At 41.9% G+C, this 17,358-nt stretch carries 15 protein-coding genes and 1 pseudogene; 2 read left to right on the top strand and 14 right to left on the bottom strand.

Translation table 11 applies throughout. The features are described from left to right. Position 1: 1 nt before the first annotated feature. Positions 2 to 982 carry an aldo/keto reductase gene (locus tag NST25_RS14680; RefSeq protein ID WP_076125870.1) on the bottom strand — a complete coding sequence of 327 codons (981 nt, stop codon included), beginning with the start codon at positions 980 to 982 and terminating at the stop codon, positions 2 to 4. A 352-nt stretch (positions 983 to 1,334) separates the two neighbouring features. On the opposite strand from NST25_RS14680, the gene NST25_RS14675 reads away from it, so the two are divergent. Further along, complete coding sequence (locus tag NST25_RS14675; RefSeq protein ID WP_340394299.1) at positions 1,335 to 2,465, top strand: glycosyltransferase family 61 protein; 1,131 nt, start codon at positions 1,335 to 1,337, stop codon at positions 2,463 to 2,465. A gap of 76 nt (positions 2,466 to 2,541) precedes the next feature. On the opposite strand, the gene NST25_RS14670 is transcribed toward NST25_RS14675, so the two are convergent. Next, positions 2,542 to 3,267 carry a RibD family protein gene (locus NST25_RS14670; RefSeq protein ID WP_340394297.1) on the bottom strand — a complete coding sequence of 242 codons (726 nt, stop codon included), beginning with the start codon at positions 3,265 to 3,267 and terminating at the stop codon, positions 2,542 to 2,544. A 12-nt stretch (positions 3,268 to 3,279) separates the two neighbouring features. Further along, complete coding sequence (locus NST25_RS14665) at positions 3,280 to 4,026, bottom strand: SDR family oxidoreductase (RefSeq protein WP_076278451.1); 747 nt, start codon at positions 4,024 to 4,026, stop codon at positions 3,280 to 3,282. A gap of 168 nt (positions 4,027 to 4,194) precedes the next feature. Between NST25_RS14665 and NST25_RS14660 the strand changes: the two genes are divergently transcribed. After that, positions 4,195 to 4,740 carry a TetR/AcrR family transcriptional regulator gene (locus NST25_RS14660; protein WP_076278450.1) on the top strand — a complete coding sequence of 182 codons (546 nt, stop codon included), beginning with the start codon at positions 4,195 to 4,197 and terminating at the stop codon, positions 4,738 to 4,740. Positions 4,741 to 5,056: 316 nt separating this feature from the next. Here NST25_RS14660 and NST25_RS14655 read toward each other — a convergent pair whose 3' ends face one another. From NST25_RS14655 to NST25_RS14605, 11 genes and pseudogenes are all read right to left on the bottom strand, one after another. Further along, entirely contained in the window at positions 5,057 to 6,916 is a 1,860-nt protein-coding gene (locus tag NST25_RS14655; RefSeq protein WP_076125678.1) for an ABC transporter ATP-binding protein, read from the bottom strand. Continuing rightward, the gene (locus tag NST25_RS14650) at positions 6,903 to 8,642 is read right to left on the bottom strand and encodes an ABC transporter ATP-binding protein (protein WP_312150640.1); all 1,740 of its coding nucleotides are present in this window, start codon (positions 8,640 to 8,642) and stop codon (positions 6,903 to 6,905) included. Before NST25_RS14650 ends, NST25_RS14655 begins: the two co-directional genes overlap by 14 nt. 18 nt (positions 8,643 to 8,660) lie before the next feature. Next, the gene (locus NST25_RS14645) at positions 8,661 to 9,146 is read right to left on the bottom strand and encodes a nitroreductase (RefSeq protein WP_076184571.1); all 486 of its coding nucleotides are present in this window, start codon (positions 9,144 to 9,146) and stop codon (positions 8,661 to 8,663) included. Then, complete coding sequence (locus NST25_RS14640; RefSeq protein WP_340394295.1) at positions 9,133 to 9,525, bottom strand: hypothetical protein; 393 nt, start codon at positions 9,523 to 9,525, stop codon at positions 9,133 to 9,135. Before NST25_RS14640 ends, NST25_RS14645 begins: the two co-directional genes overlap by 14 nt. Positions 9,526 to 9,726: 201 nt before the next feature. Next, complete coding sequence (locus NST25_RS14635; RefSeq protein WP_340394293.1) at positions 9,727 to 11,331, bottom strand: response regulator; 1,605 nt, start codon at positions 11,329 to 11,331, stop codon at positions 9,727 to 9,729. Further along, positions 11,321 to 13,087, bottom strand: coding sequence for a sensor histidine kinase (locus NST25_RS14630; RefSeq protein WP_076190387.1), 1,767 nt, complete (start codon positions 13,085 to 13,087; stop codon positions 11,321 to 11,323). Before NST25_RS14630 ends, NST25_RS14635 begins: the two co-directional genes overlap by 11 nt. A 103-nt stretch (positions 13,088 to 13,190) precedes the next feature. Beyond that, complete coding sequence (locus tag NST25_RS14625) at positions 13,191 to 14,030, bottom strand: carbohydrate ABC transporter permease (protein ID WP_076125690.1); 840 nt, start codon at positions 14,028 to 14,030, stop codon at positions 13,191 to 13,193. Next, positions 14,030 to 14,929, bottom strand: coding sequence for a sugar ABC transporter permease (locus tag NST25_RS14620; RefSeq protein WP_076125692.1), 900 nt, complete (start codon positions 14,927 to 14,929; stop codon positions 14,030 to 14,032). Before NST25_RS14620 ends, NST25_RS14625 begins: the two co-directional genes overlap by 1 nt. A 57-nt stretch (positions 14,930 to 14,986) precedes the next feature. Continuing rightward, on the bottom strand, positions 14,987 to 16,342 hold the full coding sequence (locus tag NST25_RS14615; protein WP_340394292.1) for an extracellular solute-binding protein: 1,356 nt from the start codon (positions 16,340 to 16,342) through the stop codon (positions 14,987 to 14,989). A gap of 225 nt (positions 16,343 to 16,567) precedes the next feature. Next, a complete protein-coding gene (locus NST25_RS14610; protein ID WP_256717452.1) occupies positions 16,568 to 16,897 on the bottom strand; it encodes a hypothetical protein in 330 nt (109 codons plus the stop codon). A 116-nt stretch (positions 16,898 to 17,013) separates the two neighbouring features. Further along, positions 17,014 to 17,181, bottom strand: a pseudogene (locus tag NST25_RS14605) (formylglycine-generating enzyme family protein); the annotation flags it as partial. Between the last annotated feature and the right edge of the window lie 177 nt (positions 17,182 to 17,358).

Here is a 17,358-nt window from a genome sequence, read left to right as displayed (position 1 = left end):
ATTAATTAAAACCAACGATGGAATGTGGTACATAAGGCTCCTCTAAAAACGCAATTTCTTCAGAGGTTAAAGTAATGGATAACGCACCTACGGCATCTTCGAGATGCGATGTTTTTGTAGCCCCGATGATAGGTGCTGTAACAGGTTCTTTTTGAAGCAACCAAGCAAGAGCGATATGAATCCGTTGAACACCGTGTTTTTCGGCGATTGTCGCAACTCGCTCCACGACTAATTGATCGGTATCGGCAGTTCCATCATATTTAGATTTTTGAATCTGATCAGTTTCTGAACGATGAGTTGATACCGCCCAGTCTCGCGTAAGTCTTCCTGATGCAAGGGGACTATAGGGAATAACACCAATATTCTCTTCCTTACAAAGCGGCAACATCTCTCGTTCTTCTTCACGATAGATAAGATTGAGATGATTTTGCATAGATACAAATCGGGTCCAACCGTTTTTCTCCGCTACATATAACGCTTTTTGAAACTGCCAAGCATACATTGCTGAGGCACCTATGTATCTTGCCTTACCAGCCTTCACTACATCATGAAGAGCTTCCATCGTTTCTTCGATAGGTGTGTGATAATCCCAGCGATGAATCTGATATAGATCTACATAATCTGTTCCCAATCTCTTGAGACTCTTATCAATCTCACTCATAATTGCTTTCCGGGATAATCCTGCTCCGTTCGGACCTTCATGCATACGGTTAAAGACCTTAGTTGCTAAAACAATCTCGTCTCGATTGGCATAATCCTTAAGCGCTCGTCCAACGATTTCTTCACTCGTTCCATCGGAGTATACATTCGCTGTATCAAAAAAATTAATACCCAGGTCAAGCGCTTTTTTTATGATAACACGGCTCTGCTTCTCATCAAGCACCCATTGATGGATCCAACGTTCGGCAACGCCAAAGCTCATACAACCTAAACACAGTTGGGATACGTCCAGCCCCGTTTTTCCAAGTTTTGTATACTTCATTTATCTCGAATCCACACTTTCCAATTAAATTGTAATATCCTAATGCCCTGTCTTAAAGGGGTACATATTAATTCATAAAACAGCTCCAACGCATACCGATGAAAAGGAACTGGGGAATAGTTAACACTTCCAGCAGTACATTGCACCTAATCGATAATTTAAACGGCGTTTGAATAAACTGAATTTATATTCAATCCTAGTCCATGTCAAGCCTATTAATCAAGTAATAACAGCATTTGAATCAAATCTTGTTCATCCGCCTCTTTCCGTGTAAGTCTGTGTCCGAAGATTCTTCATTTCATAAAATAGCTTAATAAGTTTTCTGCGCTTCTACTTGGGAATATGAGGTGACATGATGTTATTTTCTGCACAAGGGGTACCACCCCAAGGATATTACCAAAGCATCTGGGACTTTACTTCCCACAACGAAAACAGTACAAAGGAAGCTGGGAATGTCGTTCCTTTTGACTTCGGACGGGCGGCTGAGTTCAGAGCGCCTAAAAGCATTGAAACGAGTATTGCTCCAGCACTAACACCTTATTGTTTGAAGCCCTTTGGCGGATACGTTGCCACCATTTCCAGAGGGAAGGTATGGGGAGAATCTGGTGCTGTTCTAACACCAGAAGGGAAATTGATCTTTGATCTTTCCCAAGAATATGACGCCAAGCAATATAGGATGCTTGAAGCAGATGAGCACCCAGTGTTTCACCGGTGGAATGATCCGCAGCTTCAACATTTTGCCGGGACCGCGGCGGTGTTAACCTTTTGCGGAGCCCATAACTATTTTCATTGGATGTATGATGTGCTTCCTAGATTAGCGATGCTTCAATCGAGCGGAATCACTTATTCCACTATTATTATGAATCCAAATCCGTATGGACCCTTTGTGGAACAAACGTGGACCATGCTTGGGATATCCGAGTCATGGGTGATCCGGACGAATTCAGAAGCATATGTTCAGGCTGACCAGCTACTCGTCCCTTCCTTAATGATGAATTCACATTATCCTCCTTGGACCACGGATACACTGCGGAGATTTTTGTTACCGCATAGAGAAACAACACTAGTCACTCCAGAACGTTTTTATATCTCACGAAAAAAAGCAAGCTCAAGACGGTTGGTTAATGAAGATGATGTCATCCGCTGCCTTGAGAATTTTAATATCGTACCGATTTGTCTAGAGGACTGGACGGTTTCCCAGCAAATCCAATTATTCGCCTCAGCGAAAGTAATCGTAGGTCCACATGGTGCTGGACTCGCTAATCTGGCTTTTTGCCAGCCTGGAACACAGGTCATTGAAATTTTCCATGCCCAGCATGTTGTTCCAACCTATTGGATGATCAGCAACCATAATAATCTCGAATATTATATGGTGTACGGGCAAGGTGTACCCGATCCTGCGATTCGTTTTCCAGGATTGGAGGACATCTATGTGAACGTAGATCGTCTGAAACAAACGATGCATCTGGCAGGCTTGGAATGAGAAGATTGCTTACTACTTTTTCGAATTCAAAAAGCGCAAAGCATATTTTGCTTTGCGCTTTTTAAGAAACATAGATTTAATCACGCCGTGTTACATACTTCAACCATAGCCCATCATCCGCAAGTTTTTCTACACTCTTCAAGCTGAAATTTGCTGGGGGCTGTTGTTTCAAAGATGCATCCATTTCAAATAAGGTCACAGAATTAGAGGCACCATCTGCGATGGGAACTATAACCAGGCTCAACTCATCAATTAAATCTTCATTCAGGAAAGACCCGTTTAAAATGCCCCCACCCTCCAGCATCAATTTATCGATTGAGAATAATTGTTTCAGCTTTCCCACGACTACAGAAAAATTCAATCGTTCTTTTCCACCAAATATATATGAGATTCCTAGATTTTTCAGATAAGCTAGATAAGCATCAGATACCTGTTCTGTAAGCACTTCAATGATATGATCCTCTGTTCTATTGTGACTTCCTTCTGAAATGTAGTTTTTGGTCCAGCCTAATTTTCCAGTGGGATCTACAGCTACTGCATATGTTGAGGCATCTTTTTGAACGATATAGTCTGTTCTTGGAATGCTTGAAAGGTTACTCTGCTCTAATTCTAGTTTATTGCCTAATGTAAAATTCTCCTCCATGGTAATCCTGCCACATATCCAAGCTTTACATCCATACCGATCATGAATATTTTCGTACTCATCAATAAAATAGGCAGTCCGTTCTTCATCCAAATAATCTCCGATGATTTTACCATCCAATGAGGTAAGCATATGGCAAATAATATAGGGTCTGTCCATAATGATCCCCTTTTAACCAACTTGAACAGTTGGACGAATAATCATTTCATTGATAGCTACATCTGACGGTTGCTCAATGGCAAATGTGATCGCACGTGCAATGCTGTCTGCATCAATAGCCACTTTGTAAAATTCATCCAAGCCAGCTTTTGACTCTGCATCTGAGGTAGTAGTTAACAATTCGCTGCTGACGGCACCTGGAGAAACATTGGTGACACGAATATTGGTTCCACTCATCGCTTCTTCTTGACGAAGCCCTTCAGAAATTGCTCTAACCGCATGTTTGGTGCCACAATATACTGTACCCCCTGGGTAAATGTTATGACCAGCAACCGATGACAGATTAATAATATGACCTGATTTTTGCTCTCTCATTGAGGGGAGAACAGCTGCAATCGCATATAAAACCCCTTTGATATTTACGTCAATCATTTGATCCCATTCATCCACCTTTTTCTTAAAAAGAAAGGCTTGTGGCATGATTCCCGCATTATTAACTAATACATCAATTTTGCCAAACTTTTTAAGTGCATAAGCAGCCAGTTCTTCCATCTGTGTTTGGGAAGTCACGTCTGTTACTTTGTAGATGGCCGTTCCACCACTTTGTTCAATTTCTCCTTGTAGCTTTTGTAGACGTTCCTCACGACGTGCGCCTAGGACAAGCTTAGCTCCTTTAGAGGCTAGTTCTTTAGCAGCGGCTTCCCCAATCCCACTAGAAGCACCTGTAATAATTACGACTTTATCTTGGATATTAGACATGCGAATAAACACCCTTTCGATATTGAATATTGATTCATTAATGGACTATAGTCTATTATTATAAACAGTTACAAAATACATTCAATTGTACGATGATTCTGTTTTGTTCAATACTGAACAGATCCTATGAATGTGTTCAGTATTTTCTGAAAGTTAGGTGAACCACGAATGTCTAAAGTGGATAGAAGAATACTCAAAACTCAAGATGCGCTTAAAAAGGCTGTTATTGAACTAATGTCTGAGAAAAATTTTGACGACATAACCATACAGGATCTCTCCGACACAGCAAATGTAAGCCGGGGAACGATCTACCTTCATTATCTGGATAAATATGATTTGTTAGATAAACTTATCGAAGAACATATAGAGGTCCTAAGAACACTTTGTGAATCGGCGTCTGAATTGGGTTTTAGCGAGGCAACGTTGACCTGGACGGAATACTTCGATAAAAATTATTCTTTCTTCTCTATGATGCTAGCGAGTAAAGGTGCTCCTTATTTCCGAAATCGTTTCTTAAGCTTTCTTCTCGATGAGTTTAGACATGAAGTAACTACCACCGAAGGCATAAACGAAGGGTTACATGAAGAGGTTATTATTAGTTTTGTTGCATCGGCTTATGCAGGGGTAGTGGAATGGTGGTTCAAGAATGAAAGACCTGTGACCTATCAAGTCTTAGCTGAACAACTCGGAACGTTATTAGAGAGGAATTTATAAAAAAAGCGGCGATTCTCCTATAATAGGTGAATCGCGCTCTTTTTTATCGGGCATTAATTACGCCAATAGATTACACATCTTTTTAAGGACTTCGGACCCATATGACATTATTTGGTAGTTTTCAGCTCTTGAAACAGGGCTTCGGACCTCCAGGACGTTATTCCTTAGAAAGTGACTTATATTTGGTGTTTTTCACGCCAATAGCTGCAGTGGGGTCCTTTAATCTTCTTAAAATCAGAAAATCTCGCCTTTAAGGTCTGATGAGTTCGATAAAAGCATCTACTTACAAATGTTATCGGTTCAAGTAAAGATTCTTTTAAATCGCTCGTTTGAACTGGGTATTGTACAGCTCGTAATAAACACCTTGCAGCGCAAGAAGCTCTTTATGACTGCCTTGCTCGGCAATTCCGCCACCCTGAATAACGAGTATACGATCAGCATCCTGGATGGTACTAAGCCTATGGGCGATCACAAAGCTTGTTCGTCCCTTCATTAGCTTTTCCATCGCCTGTTGAATATGCATTTCCGTACGCGTATCCACACTGCTAGTTGCCTCATCTAGGATCAAAATAGCTGGATCAGCTAGAATGGCGCGGGCAATCGTTAAAAGCTGACGCTGGCCGTGGCTCAAATTACTGCCTTCCGCATGGAGAATAGTCTCATATCCATGCGGCAGTCTATTGATAAAGGCATCTGCATTGGCCAATCTTGCCGCTTCCTCTACCTCTTGGTCAGTCGCATCAAGACGGCCAAAGCGAATATTTTCCCGAATCGTTCCCGAGAATACATGCGCGTCTTGCAATACCATTCCCAATTGACTACGAAGTGCATTTTTATCCAGCTCTCCAATATCGCGGCCATCAATGAATATGGAGCCGCCGCTCAAATCATAGAATCTGATCAGCAAGTTGACAATGGTCGTTTTTCCAGCACCCGTTGGGCCGACAAGCGCAATTTTCTCTCCGGGTTTTGCTTCAAACGTAACCCCACTCAGAATTGGTGAATCCGGCTTGTAAGCAAATGAAACGTCCTTGAAAACAACGTTCCCTTTTAACCTTGGCAGATCGTCACTTTGTTCATCACCGTCACCGTATTCGGATGGCATATCCATAACTTCAAACACACGCTCCGCACCAGCAATTGCCGACTGAATTAGATTGTACTGGTTAGCAAGATCGGAGATCGGTCGTCCGAACTGTTTGGAATACGTAAGGAAGCTAACGATTACGCCAACCGTAGCCATATTATGAAAAGCCATCCAGCCACCCACCCCGGCAATGATCGCAAATCCAAGGTTATTAATCATGTTCATAACCGGTCCCACTAATCCGGAAACAATTTGTGCCTTAATGCCGACTTTATTCAACTCTCCACTGATTTTGCGGAACCGTTTCACTTCTGTCTCTTCCCTGCTGTATTGTTTGACTACTTTTTGTCCGCTGATGGTTTCTTCGATAAATCCACCCAACTCACCTAGATGGCGTTGCTGATTTTTAAAATAAGTTCGACTTAAACCTATGATTTTACGGCTGGACAATAACACAAGAGGGATCGTTATCAGTGAAACTACGGTCAACGGAACGTTCATCATTAACATGATCACTAGTGAACCGCTTAGGGTGATCAAACTGTTTAATAACTGGGTCACACTCTGATTAAGTGTACTGGATACGCTCTCTATGTCGTTGGTTGCCCGGCTCATTAGTTCTCCGTTAGCTTGCGTGTCAAAAAACTTAATCGGTAGCTGTTGATATTTGCTGAACAGATCACGACGCAGCTCAAACACGGTATTCTGTGAGACGGATGTCATAACATAGGCTTGCACCCAAGCAACCACACTGCTTAGCCCATAAATACCTATTAGGAGTAGACAAAAGCGAATAAGACCCTGATAATCGTGAGGAATTACGGCAGTATCAATCGCTTTACCGATTAGATAAGGCCCGATCAACGAAAGGATTGCATTCAACACTGTAAATACATACACAATGATTAACCCGAACCGCTGGCGGTTCAAATACATCCAGATGCGTTTGAGTGTTCCCGCTTGATTCTTAGCGCGTACGATCGGCACAGCTCCGCCGCGTCCGGGGCCAGATCCCGGTCCAGATCCAGGTCCGAATCCGCCTGATCGATTAAAAGGAGTGGTGTTCATGCCATTATTAAGCTTTGACATAAGGCACCTCCTCTCCCTTCATCTGTGATCTCCAGATATCTCTGTATATTTCACTGCTGTTCATAAGTCCATCATGTGTACCTTGTACAGCAATTCGGCCGTTTTCTAATACCAGAATACGATCAGCATCAATTACAGAGGTGACACGCTGAGCTATCAAAATATTCGTGCTGCTGCGCAGTCGTGTTTTTAACATCTGCCGGATTCGTGACTCTGTCGCTGCATCGAGCGCACTAGTGCTGTCATCCATAATGAGGATTGTTGGCTGAATTAAAAGTGCCCGTGCAATCGAAAGCCGCTGCTTTTGCCCACCGGACAGGTTAATGCCACGCTGGCCGAGCTCTGTATCGTAACCCTGTGGAAGTTCTAAAATGAAACTGTGAGCTTCAGCGGCTATTGCTGCTTCTTCCACTTCCTCATCTGTGGCATCCGGTCTGCCGTATCGGATATTATCGCGGATAGTACCGCTGAACAGAATAGCCTGCTGCATAACAAATCCGATTCTGCTGCGCAAATCTTCCAGAGCAATCATACGAGTGTCGGAGCCATCAATTGTAATGGATCCAGAGGACACTTCGTAAAACCGGGGAATGAGGCTGACCAATGATGATTTACCAGTACCGGTGGCACCAAGAATGGCCACTGTTTCTCCTGGCTCCGCAGTGAAATTAATATCGTCTAACACTAGATTTTCATCCGAAGGATCATAAGCAAAAGATACATTGTAAAATACAATCCGACCGTTGTGTATGGCATCTTTTTTAGCGTTGGCAACTTCTTTAATCTCACTAATGGTGGAAAATACTTCATTCTCCCGATCGGCAGAAACCTTGGCTCGTGAGAAGAAGGTCAACATATTGCTTAACATCAGCATTGACATCAACAATTGGGTTATATAGTTAATAAAAGCGATCAGCTGACCAACTGGCAGCCCACCGTTCCAGCTTTGCACTCCCCCAAACCATAGTACAGCAACAATACTGGCATTTAGTACAAGCATCATTAGCGGCATATTTAATGACATTAACCGTACCGCTTTTATCGCAATTTCTGTATAATCCTTGTTAGCTGTATTAAAGCGTTTCTGTTCATGGTTAGCGCGGACGAATGCTTTGACTACACGAATGCCTGATAAATTTTCCTGCAACACTGTGTTCACACCGTCTAATTTGACCTGCATTTTCTGAAACAAAGGAAAAGAAAGTCGGATTAACCCATACAAAATTAAACTCAAGAGTGGCACGGCAACGGCTAGGATGAGGGTCAGCATAGGACTTATCCGAATCGCCATCACCAAGCTTCCGACTAATAGCAAGGGAGATCGAATACTCCGCAAAATCATTTGCACAAAGGTTTGCAGCTGTACCACATCATTTGTTAATCGTGTAATCAGTGAGCCCGTCTTCAATTGATCCAGGTTCTTATTAGAAAATTTCTGAATATGTTCAAACAAGCTAATCCGCAAATCATTTCCGAAGTTTTGAGAAGCAATACTCGAAAAAATAGTGCAGCCCACCCCACCAATTAGACCGATAAACGCTACACCCAGCATGATCAGTCCGGTCGAGAAAATATGAGACAAATCTTTTGTCATGACACCCTTATCCACAATGCTCGCCATGAGCGTGGGCTGCAGTAAATCCATAGTCACTTCGACCAGCATCAGCAATGGTGCCAACACACACCACACCCAATATGGCCTCAAATAATGCTTAAGCTTCCACATTCCGCCACCTTCAATTGTTTAAGATAAATACGTGATTTTAGAACTAATCGGTGTTCTGGGTTTCGCATTCGGCACTTCCTCCGGATACCCCATTCCAAATATCCCAATAACATCGTAATTTTCTTGAACACTAAGAATCTCACGATTATGAGGCAAAGCCCCCAGCGAAGCCCAATACGTACCTACACCTGCTTCATGTGCAGCTAATAAGAAATTTTGTACGAAACAAGCAGCAGCCATAACATTCTCATCGCGTTCAAACGCAGTTGCGGCAGGCTTAGACAGAACTGCAAAAACAACAGGTGCGTTGCCAAAATCCGTCTTATGCTTTAATTTCGCTCTAGTATTGGGTCCGATGAAAAGAAGCTCCCAAGGTTCGGTCATACGATGATTAGGAGCGTAACTTGCAGCCTCCAGCCATGAATGTAACTCCTCTTCACGAATTGGAGTCTGTTTGAATTGTTTTGTACTTCTACGGGTTTTAATGAGCTCAGTTATTTTCATCTTTTTCTTTACTCTCCTCTTTATTAACTTTTGATGTTGTATCTTCTGGAGCGATCTCATGAATCTGAAAGATTTGTTTAAACTCTTCAATGATCGCTTCCGTTGCTTTTAATTCACCGCTAACCACTTGTTTAATCGATTCAAGCTCAGGCTGATTTAACTGCCGCTGTAATGTAGCCCGGTTAACCATAAGCTTATCTAAAAAAGCGATGGCTCTGCCACGACGAAAAGTTTGAGCACTTTTAGGATGTGGATCCATTGATTCCGTCATCCCATGTTTCATAAAGCCACGATCTCTGTGTTCGCCACGTCCCTCACGATCTCTATGCTCTCCATGCTCCCTATGACTGCCACGTTTGCCGACATGTCCTTCACGCATTTTATTTCCTCCTTTTGCGGTGTATACATTTGTATACGCGCTCTTCATGTATACAAATGTATACGATATAAACCATTTCTGTCAAGATCATTTTTCCATTTTGTAACATCATTATTGCTTACTTTATATCTTAAAAAACAATAAAGAACCCGCATAAAGTGCGGGCTTAAAGAGGAAAATTATCAATTTCAACGGAGTGATTTATAGGGAAAAGCTATTTTTCTTATACTCCTGAACGGATACTCCCATTACTTTTTTAAAACAGTTACTGAAGTAAAATGGATCTTTAATGCCGACCTTTTCAGCAATTTGATAAGCTTTCCAATCCGTTTCATTCAGAAGCTTCACCGCTTTTTCCATTCTGCACTTGAGAAGATAATCCGTAAAGCTAATCCCTGTGTCCTGCTTAAAGATCCGGCTAAAGTAACTGGAATTCATGTGGAATTTATTCGATACATAGGATAAAGACATCTCCGGAATGTGCATCTCCTGTTGAATAAATTCTTTAACTTCATGGATAATATTATTAGTTTTATTGCTTCGTGCCCGGGTTACTTGAGAGGTTACCTTCTCTGTGAGTTCAAGTAATGTCTGTTGCATGTCTGGCAGGCTATCGAGCTCAAAAATCCTTTTATATGGCGAAATATCGAAAGAAAGATTATTATCTAGTATAACTCCCATTTCAGCGAGTGAATTGATTAATGTGGAGACAAATTGGGCCGAAACCAGCCTAGCTCGTTCCACAGAAAAAGCCTTGGACTTCTCCAAATCCTGAAACATTTTCTCAATGGATTGCACAGCCTTGTCTAAGACACCAGCTTTTACAAAAAACAAAATTTCCTCAATTTCATTCGTCTTAACTTCCCAGGATCGGCCCCCGAAATGAATTTCATCATTAAAAAAATAAATGGCGTTACTGCCCTTTAACTTACCATATCTAACTGCCTCCAGCGCCTCTTTATAGGATTCTTTGATCCTATTGAAATCCGTACAGGTACTACCTACGCCAATGCAAGCTTTACATCCAAGCTTTTCATGGAGCGATTGGGCCAGCCACTCTCCAATCTTCGTAAGATTCTGATTATCTTTTCTATTAAGAAGGACAATCCGTTGACTGTTATCAAAAAAAACTTCGATTCCCTCATACTCTTCAAGCGCGTAATCAATAAACCTCTTACAACGCAAAGACTGTAGGATTCGTTGTTCCTCCCCTTCTTCTAAGGGAATTTGAAGTTCAATAAGCATGATTGAAAACAAGCTGTTCGCTGATTCAGGAAAAAAGTAATGGAATCGGCTATCCAACTGATCGGGGTCCCAGAGGCCTGATAGCAAATCATTTAGAAATTTTTCTTTTAGTTGAACGGCGTTTTCATTTAACTGTCGGTTCAGCACCTGATATTCGTTCCACCGCTCTGTCTCTTCCCGGATTTTTCCATGAAGATCTACCGCAACTCTTCGTACCTCCTCGGCTTGGAGCGGCTTCAAGATAAAATTTTGCACTCCAATGTCCAGGCTTCTTTTTGCATATTCGAATTCGGGATGTGCAGTGATGATCACAATTTTGACTAGCGGATACCTTTCTTTTATCAACCGGCTTAATTCCAGTCCATCCATAAAAGGCATACTGATATCTGTAAATACTACATCCGGTTTCATGGTTTCGATCAGATCTAACGCTTCGCTTCCATTCGAGGCCTCACCTACGAATCTGTAACCAACTGCTTGCCAATCTATAATGATGGGAACAATTTTTCTCGCATTAATTTCATCATCCACAATAATGGCTCTGAGCAGTTCAAGCTCCATGACTATTCCCCTCCTCAAGCGGTAGTTCCAATTCAATCCGAGTTCCTTCTCCCGGTGCACTGACCAAACTACAATTCATGTCCGCCCCATAGTACAGCTTCAAACGCATCAAAGTACCGCGCAACCCAAAACTGGACTCATTTTGCCCATAGGGCTCAGCTTGCATTTCCCGACGTTTGTCTTCATTCATCCCCACACCATCATCTTCCACGACTAGCTTCAGTCGATTCCCCTGAATACGGGCAAGGATGCGAATCTTACCACACTCCCCTAAAGGGCGAATACCATGATAAAGCGCATTTTCTACAAGCGGCTGAAGCGTCAATTTGGGTATCCGAACATACTCAGCTTCTTCCGACACCTCAATTTCACTGATGAAAATTTCTGGATAGCGAATATTTTGTATACTCAGATAACTTTTAGTGATCTCTACTTCTTCTCTTAACGTTACTACATCACTGCCCTTACTAAGACTCTGACGATAGAAGGCTGCAAGCTCAGAAATAATCTGGTACGCCTCATTATTATTTCCTGACAAAGTTAAATAGCCAGCTGATTCTAACGTGTTATATAAAAAATGTGGTTTAATTTGCTGCTGCAAAATATCCAATTCGAGTTTCCGAATCAATTTCTGTTCTTCTTTCTCCCGCTTAAGCGCTTGCTCAATGGTCATAATCATATTGTTATACCTATCTTTCAACTGGTTCAGCTCATCCGTTCTCGCCTCGTACCGAACCAAACTGAACTCTCCAATCTCCACTTTTTTCATGGATCGCAGCATATGTAAAATAGGTGTAGTAATGAATCTAGAAATCCAGACGGAACCTAAAAATATAGAAATGAAATTAAACAACATAATCATTAACAGCATCAGATTAAATTGACGATAGGGGCTTTCCCATTCCCCCAAAGGCTGAGCGCTAGTAAACCTCCAACCACGATCCATTGAAACCAGAGAAGAGATCAGATAATTATGATCTTTGATCTTTACGATTTTGCTACTGCCGAGCGGCACATCAAGCATAGAAGAGTTTGTATAAGTCGATAATTCAGGCCGTGTAAAATCAAGGAGTGTCTCATATCCAGTTTCGATCATTAAATCAGGTTTATTATCGTTGATCGAACGTTCATAGCTTTTTTTTAGCTCCTGAACTGTAATGTTCACGACTAATACTCCTATTTTCTTAGAAGTGTTCATGTCGTTTACGATGCGAATCAGAGAAATATATTGTGGATCCTGCTGGGGTTCCTTCGTCTCAAAATTGAAGATACCTCCGGCATTTTTCCTCCAAATTGCTTTTCCGTCTAAGGCGACCGCCTCGGAGTACCATTCCGCTGACTCGATCCCATCCGTTCTGATCGGTTTTGCTGACTGCAAATCAATCGCAAACTTACGTCCTGCATTATCGAATAGATAGACAGAAGAGATAGAGGGCTCTGCGAGCATAAAATCTGACAGAGCAACCTCTAGCTTGTAAGTTAAAATTCCGATGTCGTTACCCGCCAGATCACTGCCCAAAATTTCCTGAACCGTATTGTTCGACACGATCATCTTGGAATAATTATTCGTGCTGTCAAGAAGTGATTCGATTCCGGAATTCATGGCGTTCAAGGTTTGAAGCGATACCTCACCTACCTTTTCCTCGGTGAATTTCTCATTGATTCGTTGGTACATAATACCGCTTGCAATCATGGAAACCACTAATAAGGCCAAGTAGTAAAAAACGATTTGTGATCGGATACGTGCAAACCTCATCGGTAACCTCCTGGCCGACATTAAGCGAATACGGACTTTTATTTATAGCTTCTTCAATACGACACTAGTATAGCATTTTTCGAAAGATTCCTATCCCATTGCTTTAACCCTTAACTGCCCCGGCAATAATGCTTTTTTGGACTTGATTACTTAGGAACAAGTAGATAATGATCATGGGTAGTGTAGCCACAACCATTCCTGCGAACATAGGTCCAAATTCTGTGGCATAGGCACTTTTAAACGAATTGATGGCGACGGTAATTGTTGCTAAGTCAGGATCATTAATGAATGTATTGGCAAACATCAGTTCGTTCCAAGCGGATAAAAAAGTAAAGATGGAAGTGGTTACGATAGCCGGCTTTACAAGCGGAAGCATAATACGGAAAAAAACCTGATAAATATTGCAGCCGTCTACAACGCTGGCTTCTTCCAACTCCCCTGGCAGCGCTCTAAAGAAACCAATCATGATAAAGATTGTAGTAGGAAGTGCACTAACGGTATAAGGAATGATTAAGGCCCAAGGCGTATTCAGCAAGCTTGTCATTTTTAACATCTGAAAGACAGGTAGCAGCGTAGCATGAACGGGGATCATCAATCCCAGCATGAAGAAAGTAAGCACCACATTATTAAGCTTCCACTTCATTCTTGCGACAGCAAAAGAAACCATTGCCGATAACAGAGCAGAAATAATGACAGTTACCGTTGTATACATAAGGCTGTTCAAAAAGTTACGTGCGATATTCGCCTTAAAAAGTGCGTAGTCGTAGTTCGCCCACCGCCACTCATTAGGCAAGCCCATCACATTTGAGCCTGTAATTTCTATGTTTGTTTTAAAGGAGGAAAATACAAGCCACACGAGCGGATACAGTTGAATAACTGCGAAGATTAGAAACGCAATCTGCAAAACAACCTTTGGCCAGCGGCGGTTATGTGTTGTTGTCATTAGCTCTCCTCCTTATCATCGTAGGTTCTGATCAGTTTTTGTAGAACTAAGTAGAAAAAGAGACATTCCACAACCATAAACACGGCCATCGCGCTGCCGTACCCATACATATTGCGATTAAAAATCGACGAATACATCAATGTACTTGGAACACTAGTTTCCGGTGTAGGGTAGCCATTGGTCATAATGAAGACTAAATCGAAAAACTTCAATGATCCCAAAACAGCAAATATGACGCATACCTTCAGGATCGGTGAAATAAGTGGAATAGTGATAGAGAAGGCGGTTCTTATACTTGATGCTCCGTCAATTTTCGCAGCCTCGTACAAATCTTCAGGAATCCCTTTGATGGCAGCGTACATTAGAAGCATATGGTAGCCGATATATTGCCAAACGATTGGAATCATAACACTTATTAGTGCAGTTCCGCTTTCCGTTAACCAATCATGTGTCCAGGAGGACAAGCCTAGTTGATTGAGTATCGTATTCAGCAAGCCATATTCAGGCTGATAGATTTTCAGAAACATAACCCCGATGACAGAGGAGGATACCAAGACTGGAATGAAATACAAAGTACGATACAGCTTTTCACCCCACACCCCTCTGGCAAGAACCAGAGCGAGCACCAGAGCTATCGGAAGTTGCATGAAAACAGAAAGAACTGCCAGATACAACGTATTAAGTATCGAATGATTAAAATCCATGCCGTACGTATCTGCAAAAAATAAATCCTTATAAGAAGCTAAACCAATAAATTTAGCCGGTTGTATCCCATCCCAGTCCAGCAGACTGTAATACATAGACTGAAGGATCGGGAAAAAACCAACAAGAATGTATAAAATCAAAGCAGGAACAACAAATACGGCGATAGCCTTTTTGTTTCCGAATACTTGATGCATGCTTCACTCCACCTTAAATCGATCAGGCGGCGAACAATTCTCGCCGCCTGACGCAGATTATTGTCCTTGATTAACCTTGCTCTGTAGTTCTTTCGTGTAGTCTTCAGGTGTTGTTTTTCCGGCGACGAATTTCATCAGCGAACCGAACATAGATTCAGTGTCATTACCATTCAGCATTTGATCCCACCAGTAGGAGAAACCAGTTGCTGATGAGGACAATTCACCAATTTGCAGAGCCAGTGGATTCATTTGAGAAGTGTCACCTACATCAACTTTCCATGCTGAGGAGCCTGAACCAGCCAGAAATACTTCTTTAGACATGGTCTCAATAAAGAACTTGTATACTTCCCATATTCTTTCCTTGTTTTTCAGATCGGCATTGAGCACGAATGTTTCACCCGAACCTCCGAACCACTCGTCAGCATTTCCTTTCCCCCCTGGAATGGTTGGAAATTTAATCGGTACCACTTTACCTTTGACCAGAGAGTTATCATCTTCAATCTGTCCGTTGACCCAAGCGCCCATGAACATCATAGCTGCTTTGCCTGATAGGAACATATTTGTCGCGTCATCATAAGAAGTTCCAACAAAATGTTTGCCGAAGGAGTCCGCATCAATCAATTGTTTGTATTTCGCAGCAGCTTCTGTGAATTCAGCTGTGTCGAATGATCCTGTTTTCGTTAAAGCGGCATTTACAGCATCCACGCCTGCCATCCGGATGGCTAGAATCGCGTTCCATTGCATTGCTGGCCATCTGTCTTTAGCCCCAAGTGCAATCGGCTGAATGCCTTTTGCTTTTAGTGCTTCAATCGCAGCAACAAGCTCATCCCATGTTTCCGGAATTTTCGCTCCTGCTTGCTCAAATAGTTCTTTATTGACGTACATTTGAGCAGTAGCTATATTGATCGGCAGACCGTAAAGCTTGCTATCGAAGATGAAATTGTCTGTCGTACCTGGTACAATTTGGTCCAGCGTTCCATCTTTTGCGAGATCATCAATGGACAAAATCCGGTTCCCCGCTATAAATGGCTCAGAGAATCCGCCACCCCAGGTGTAAAAAATGTCGGGCAGCTCATTGGCGGCTGAAGCCGCTTTCACTTTTGTTTTATAAGATTCGCCCCCAACACCCACATGCTCGATTTCTATATTAGGGAATTTAGCCTTGGTTGCCTCAAGTGCTTTATAAAAACCAACAAACCCGCCGTCTTTAGAATTTGGATCCGCGAATTGGGACCACATGGTAATCTTGAGCTTCTCTTCCGCAGCAGGTGTTTTTCCCGTATTGCCTGCGTTTGCATTAGCCTCAGAATTCACTTTATTCCCGTTGTTCCCACCACAAGCAGTGATAAGCATGGACATAGCCATCAACACTGTTAGAGTTAGGCTAATCCTTTTTTTGTTGACTTTTTTCATTCTTTTTCGCCCCCCATTTTTATATTGCTTACAGGACTAATTATATAAATCAATTTATCGAGTGAACATGAAAGCGTTTTACTTAATGATGTATTCTCTTTACATTAGACATTTTTCTTTATTAGCTACACATAAAGAAGACCTCTGATTTCTTCAGAAGTCTTTTTTTCATTCATATCAAAACTTAGGGAATGAACACCTCTATATAGCTGAGTGGCTTAGGTTCTATCTTCTCTCTTCTCTATTATCAGAAGTTATCTCATGAATCTGAAACATATGTATGAACTCATCGATGATCGCTTCCGTAGCTTTTAGTTCACCACTAATGACTTGTTTTGCCGATTCAATCTCTGACTCGTTTAGCTGCTGCTGCAACGCCGAACGATTAATCATTAGCTTGTCCAAAAATGCGATCGCCCTAGCACGACGAAAGGTCTGAGCGCTTTTGTGAGGATGCTCCGAACCCTCCTTGACTCCATTTATATTCATTTCTTCATGCTCTCCGTATTCTCGATGCTCGTTATAACCGTGCTTATCTATGTGCCCTTCGCGCATAATTATTCCCTCCTCTAATTCCACTTACAAAACCATAGCCCATTAATAAGACCGGGCAAGATGGAAGCCGTCTGACTCCTTATCCCAAGTAATGTGTATACCATCTTCACCTATATATTCACAACCGGCTTTAGATCTCCCTGAGATGAGTTATTAATTATAGCATTGGATAGATCCATAGTTACAGGATAGGGTGCAAGAAGAAACGGTTTGAATTGTACTTTCCATCTACGCTTTATCCGATCGTCTCTTAATTCTATTTTTCCCCCTGGAATTGCAACCATAGGATAGTCCAAATAGCCCTCAATTTCGGTCGACACTCTAGCTGCCTCCTAACTATAATTTTAATCATGTATTGACGGGTATACAGAATAGAACTATAATCTATACAATTCCTAGAAACATACTATGAATTTCAAAAAATAAGAAACATTAAATCATCCTTAGTTTGTCCACAAGAA

It is taken from the genome of Paenibacillus sp. FSL E2-0190 (genome assembly GCF_037992965.1).
Lineage (GTDB): Bacteria > Bacillota > Bacilli > Paenibacillales > Paenibacillaceae > Paenibacillus_AQ > Paenibacillus_AQ odorifer.
The sequence above is the reverse complement of the archived record's forward strand: the minus strand, read 5'-3'. Positions and strand labels throughout refer to the sequence as shown.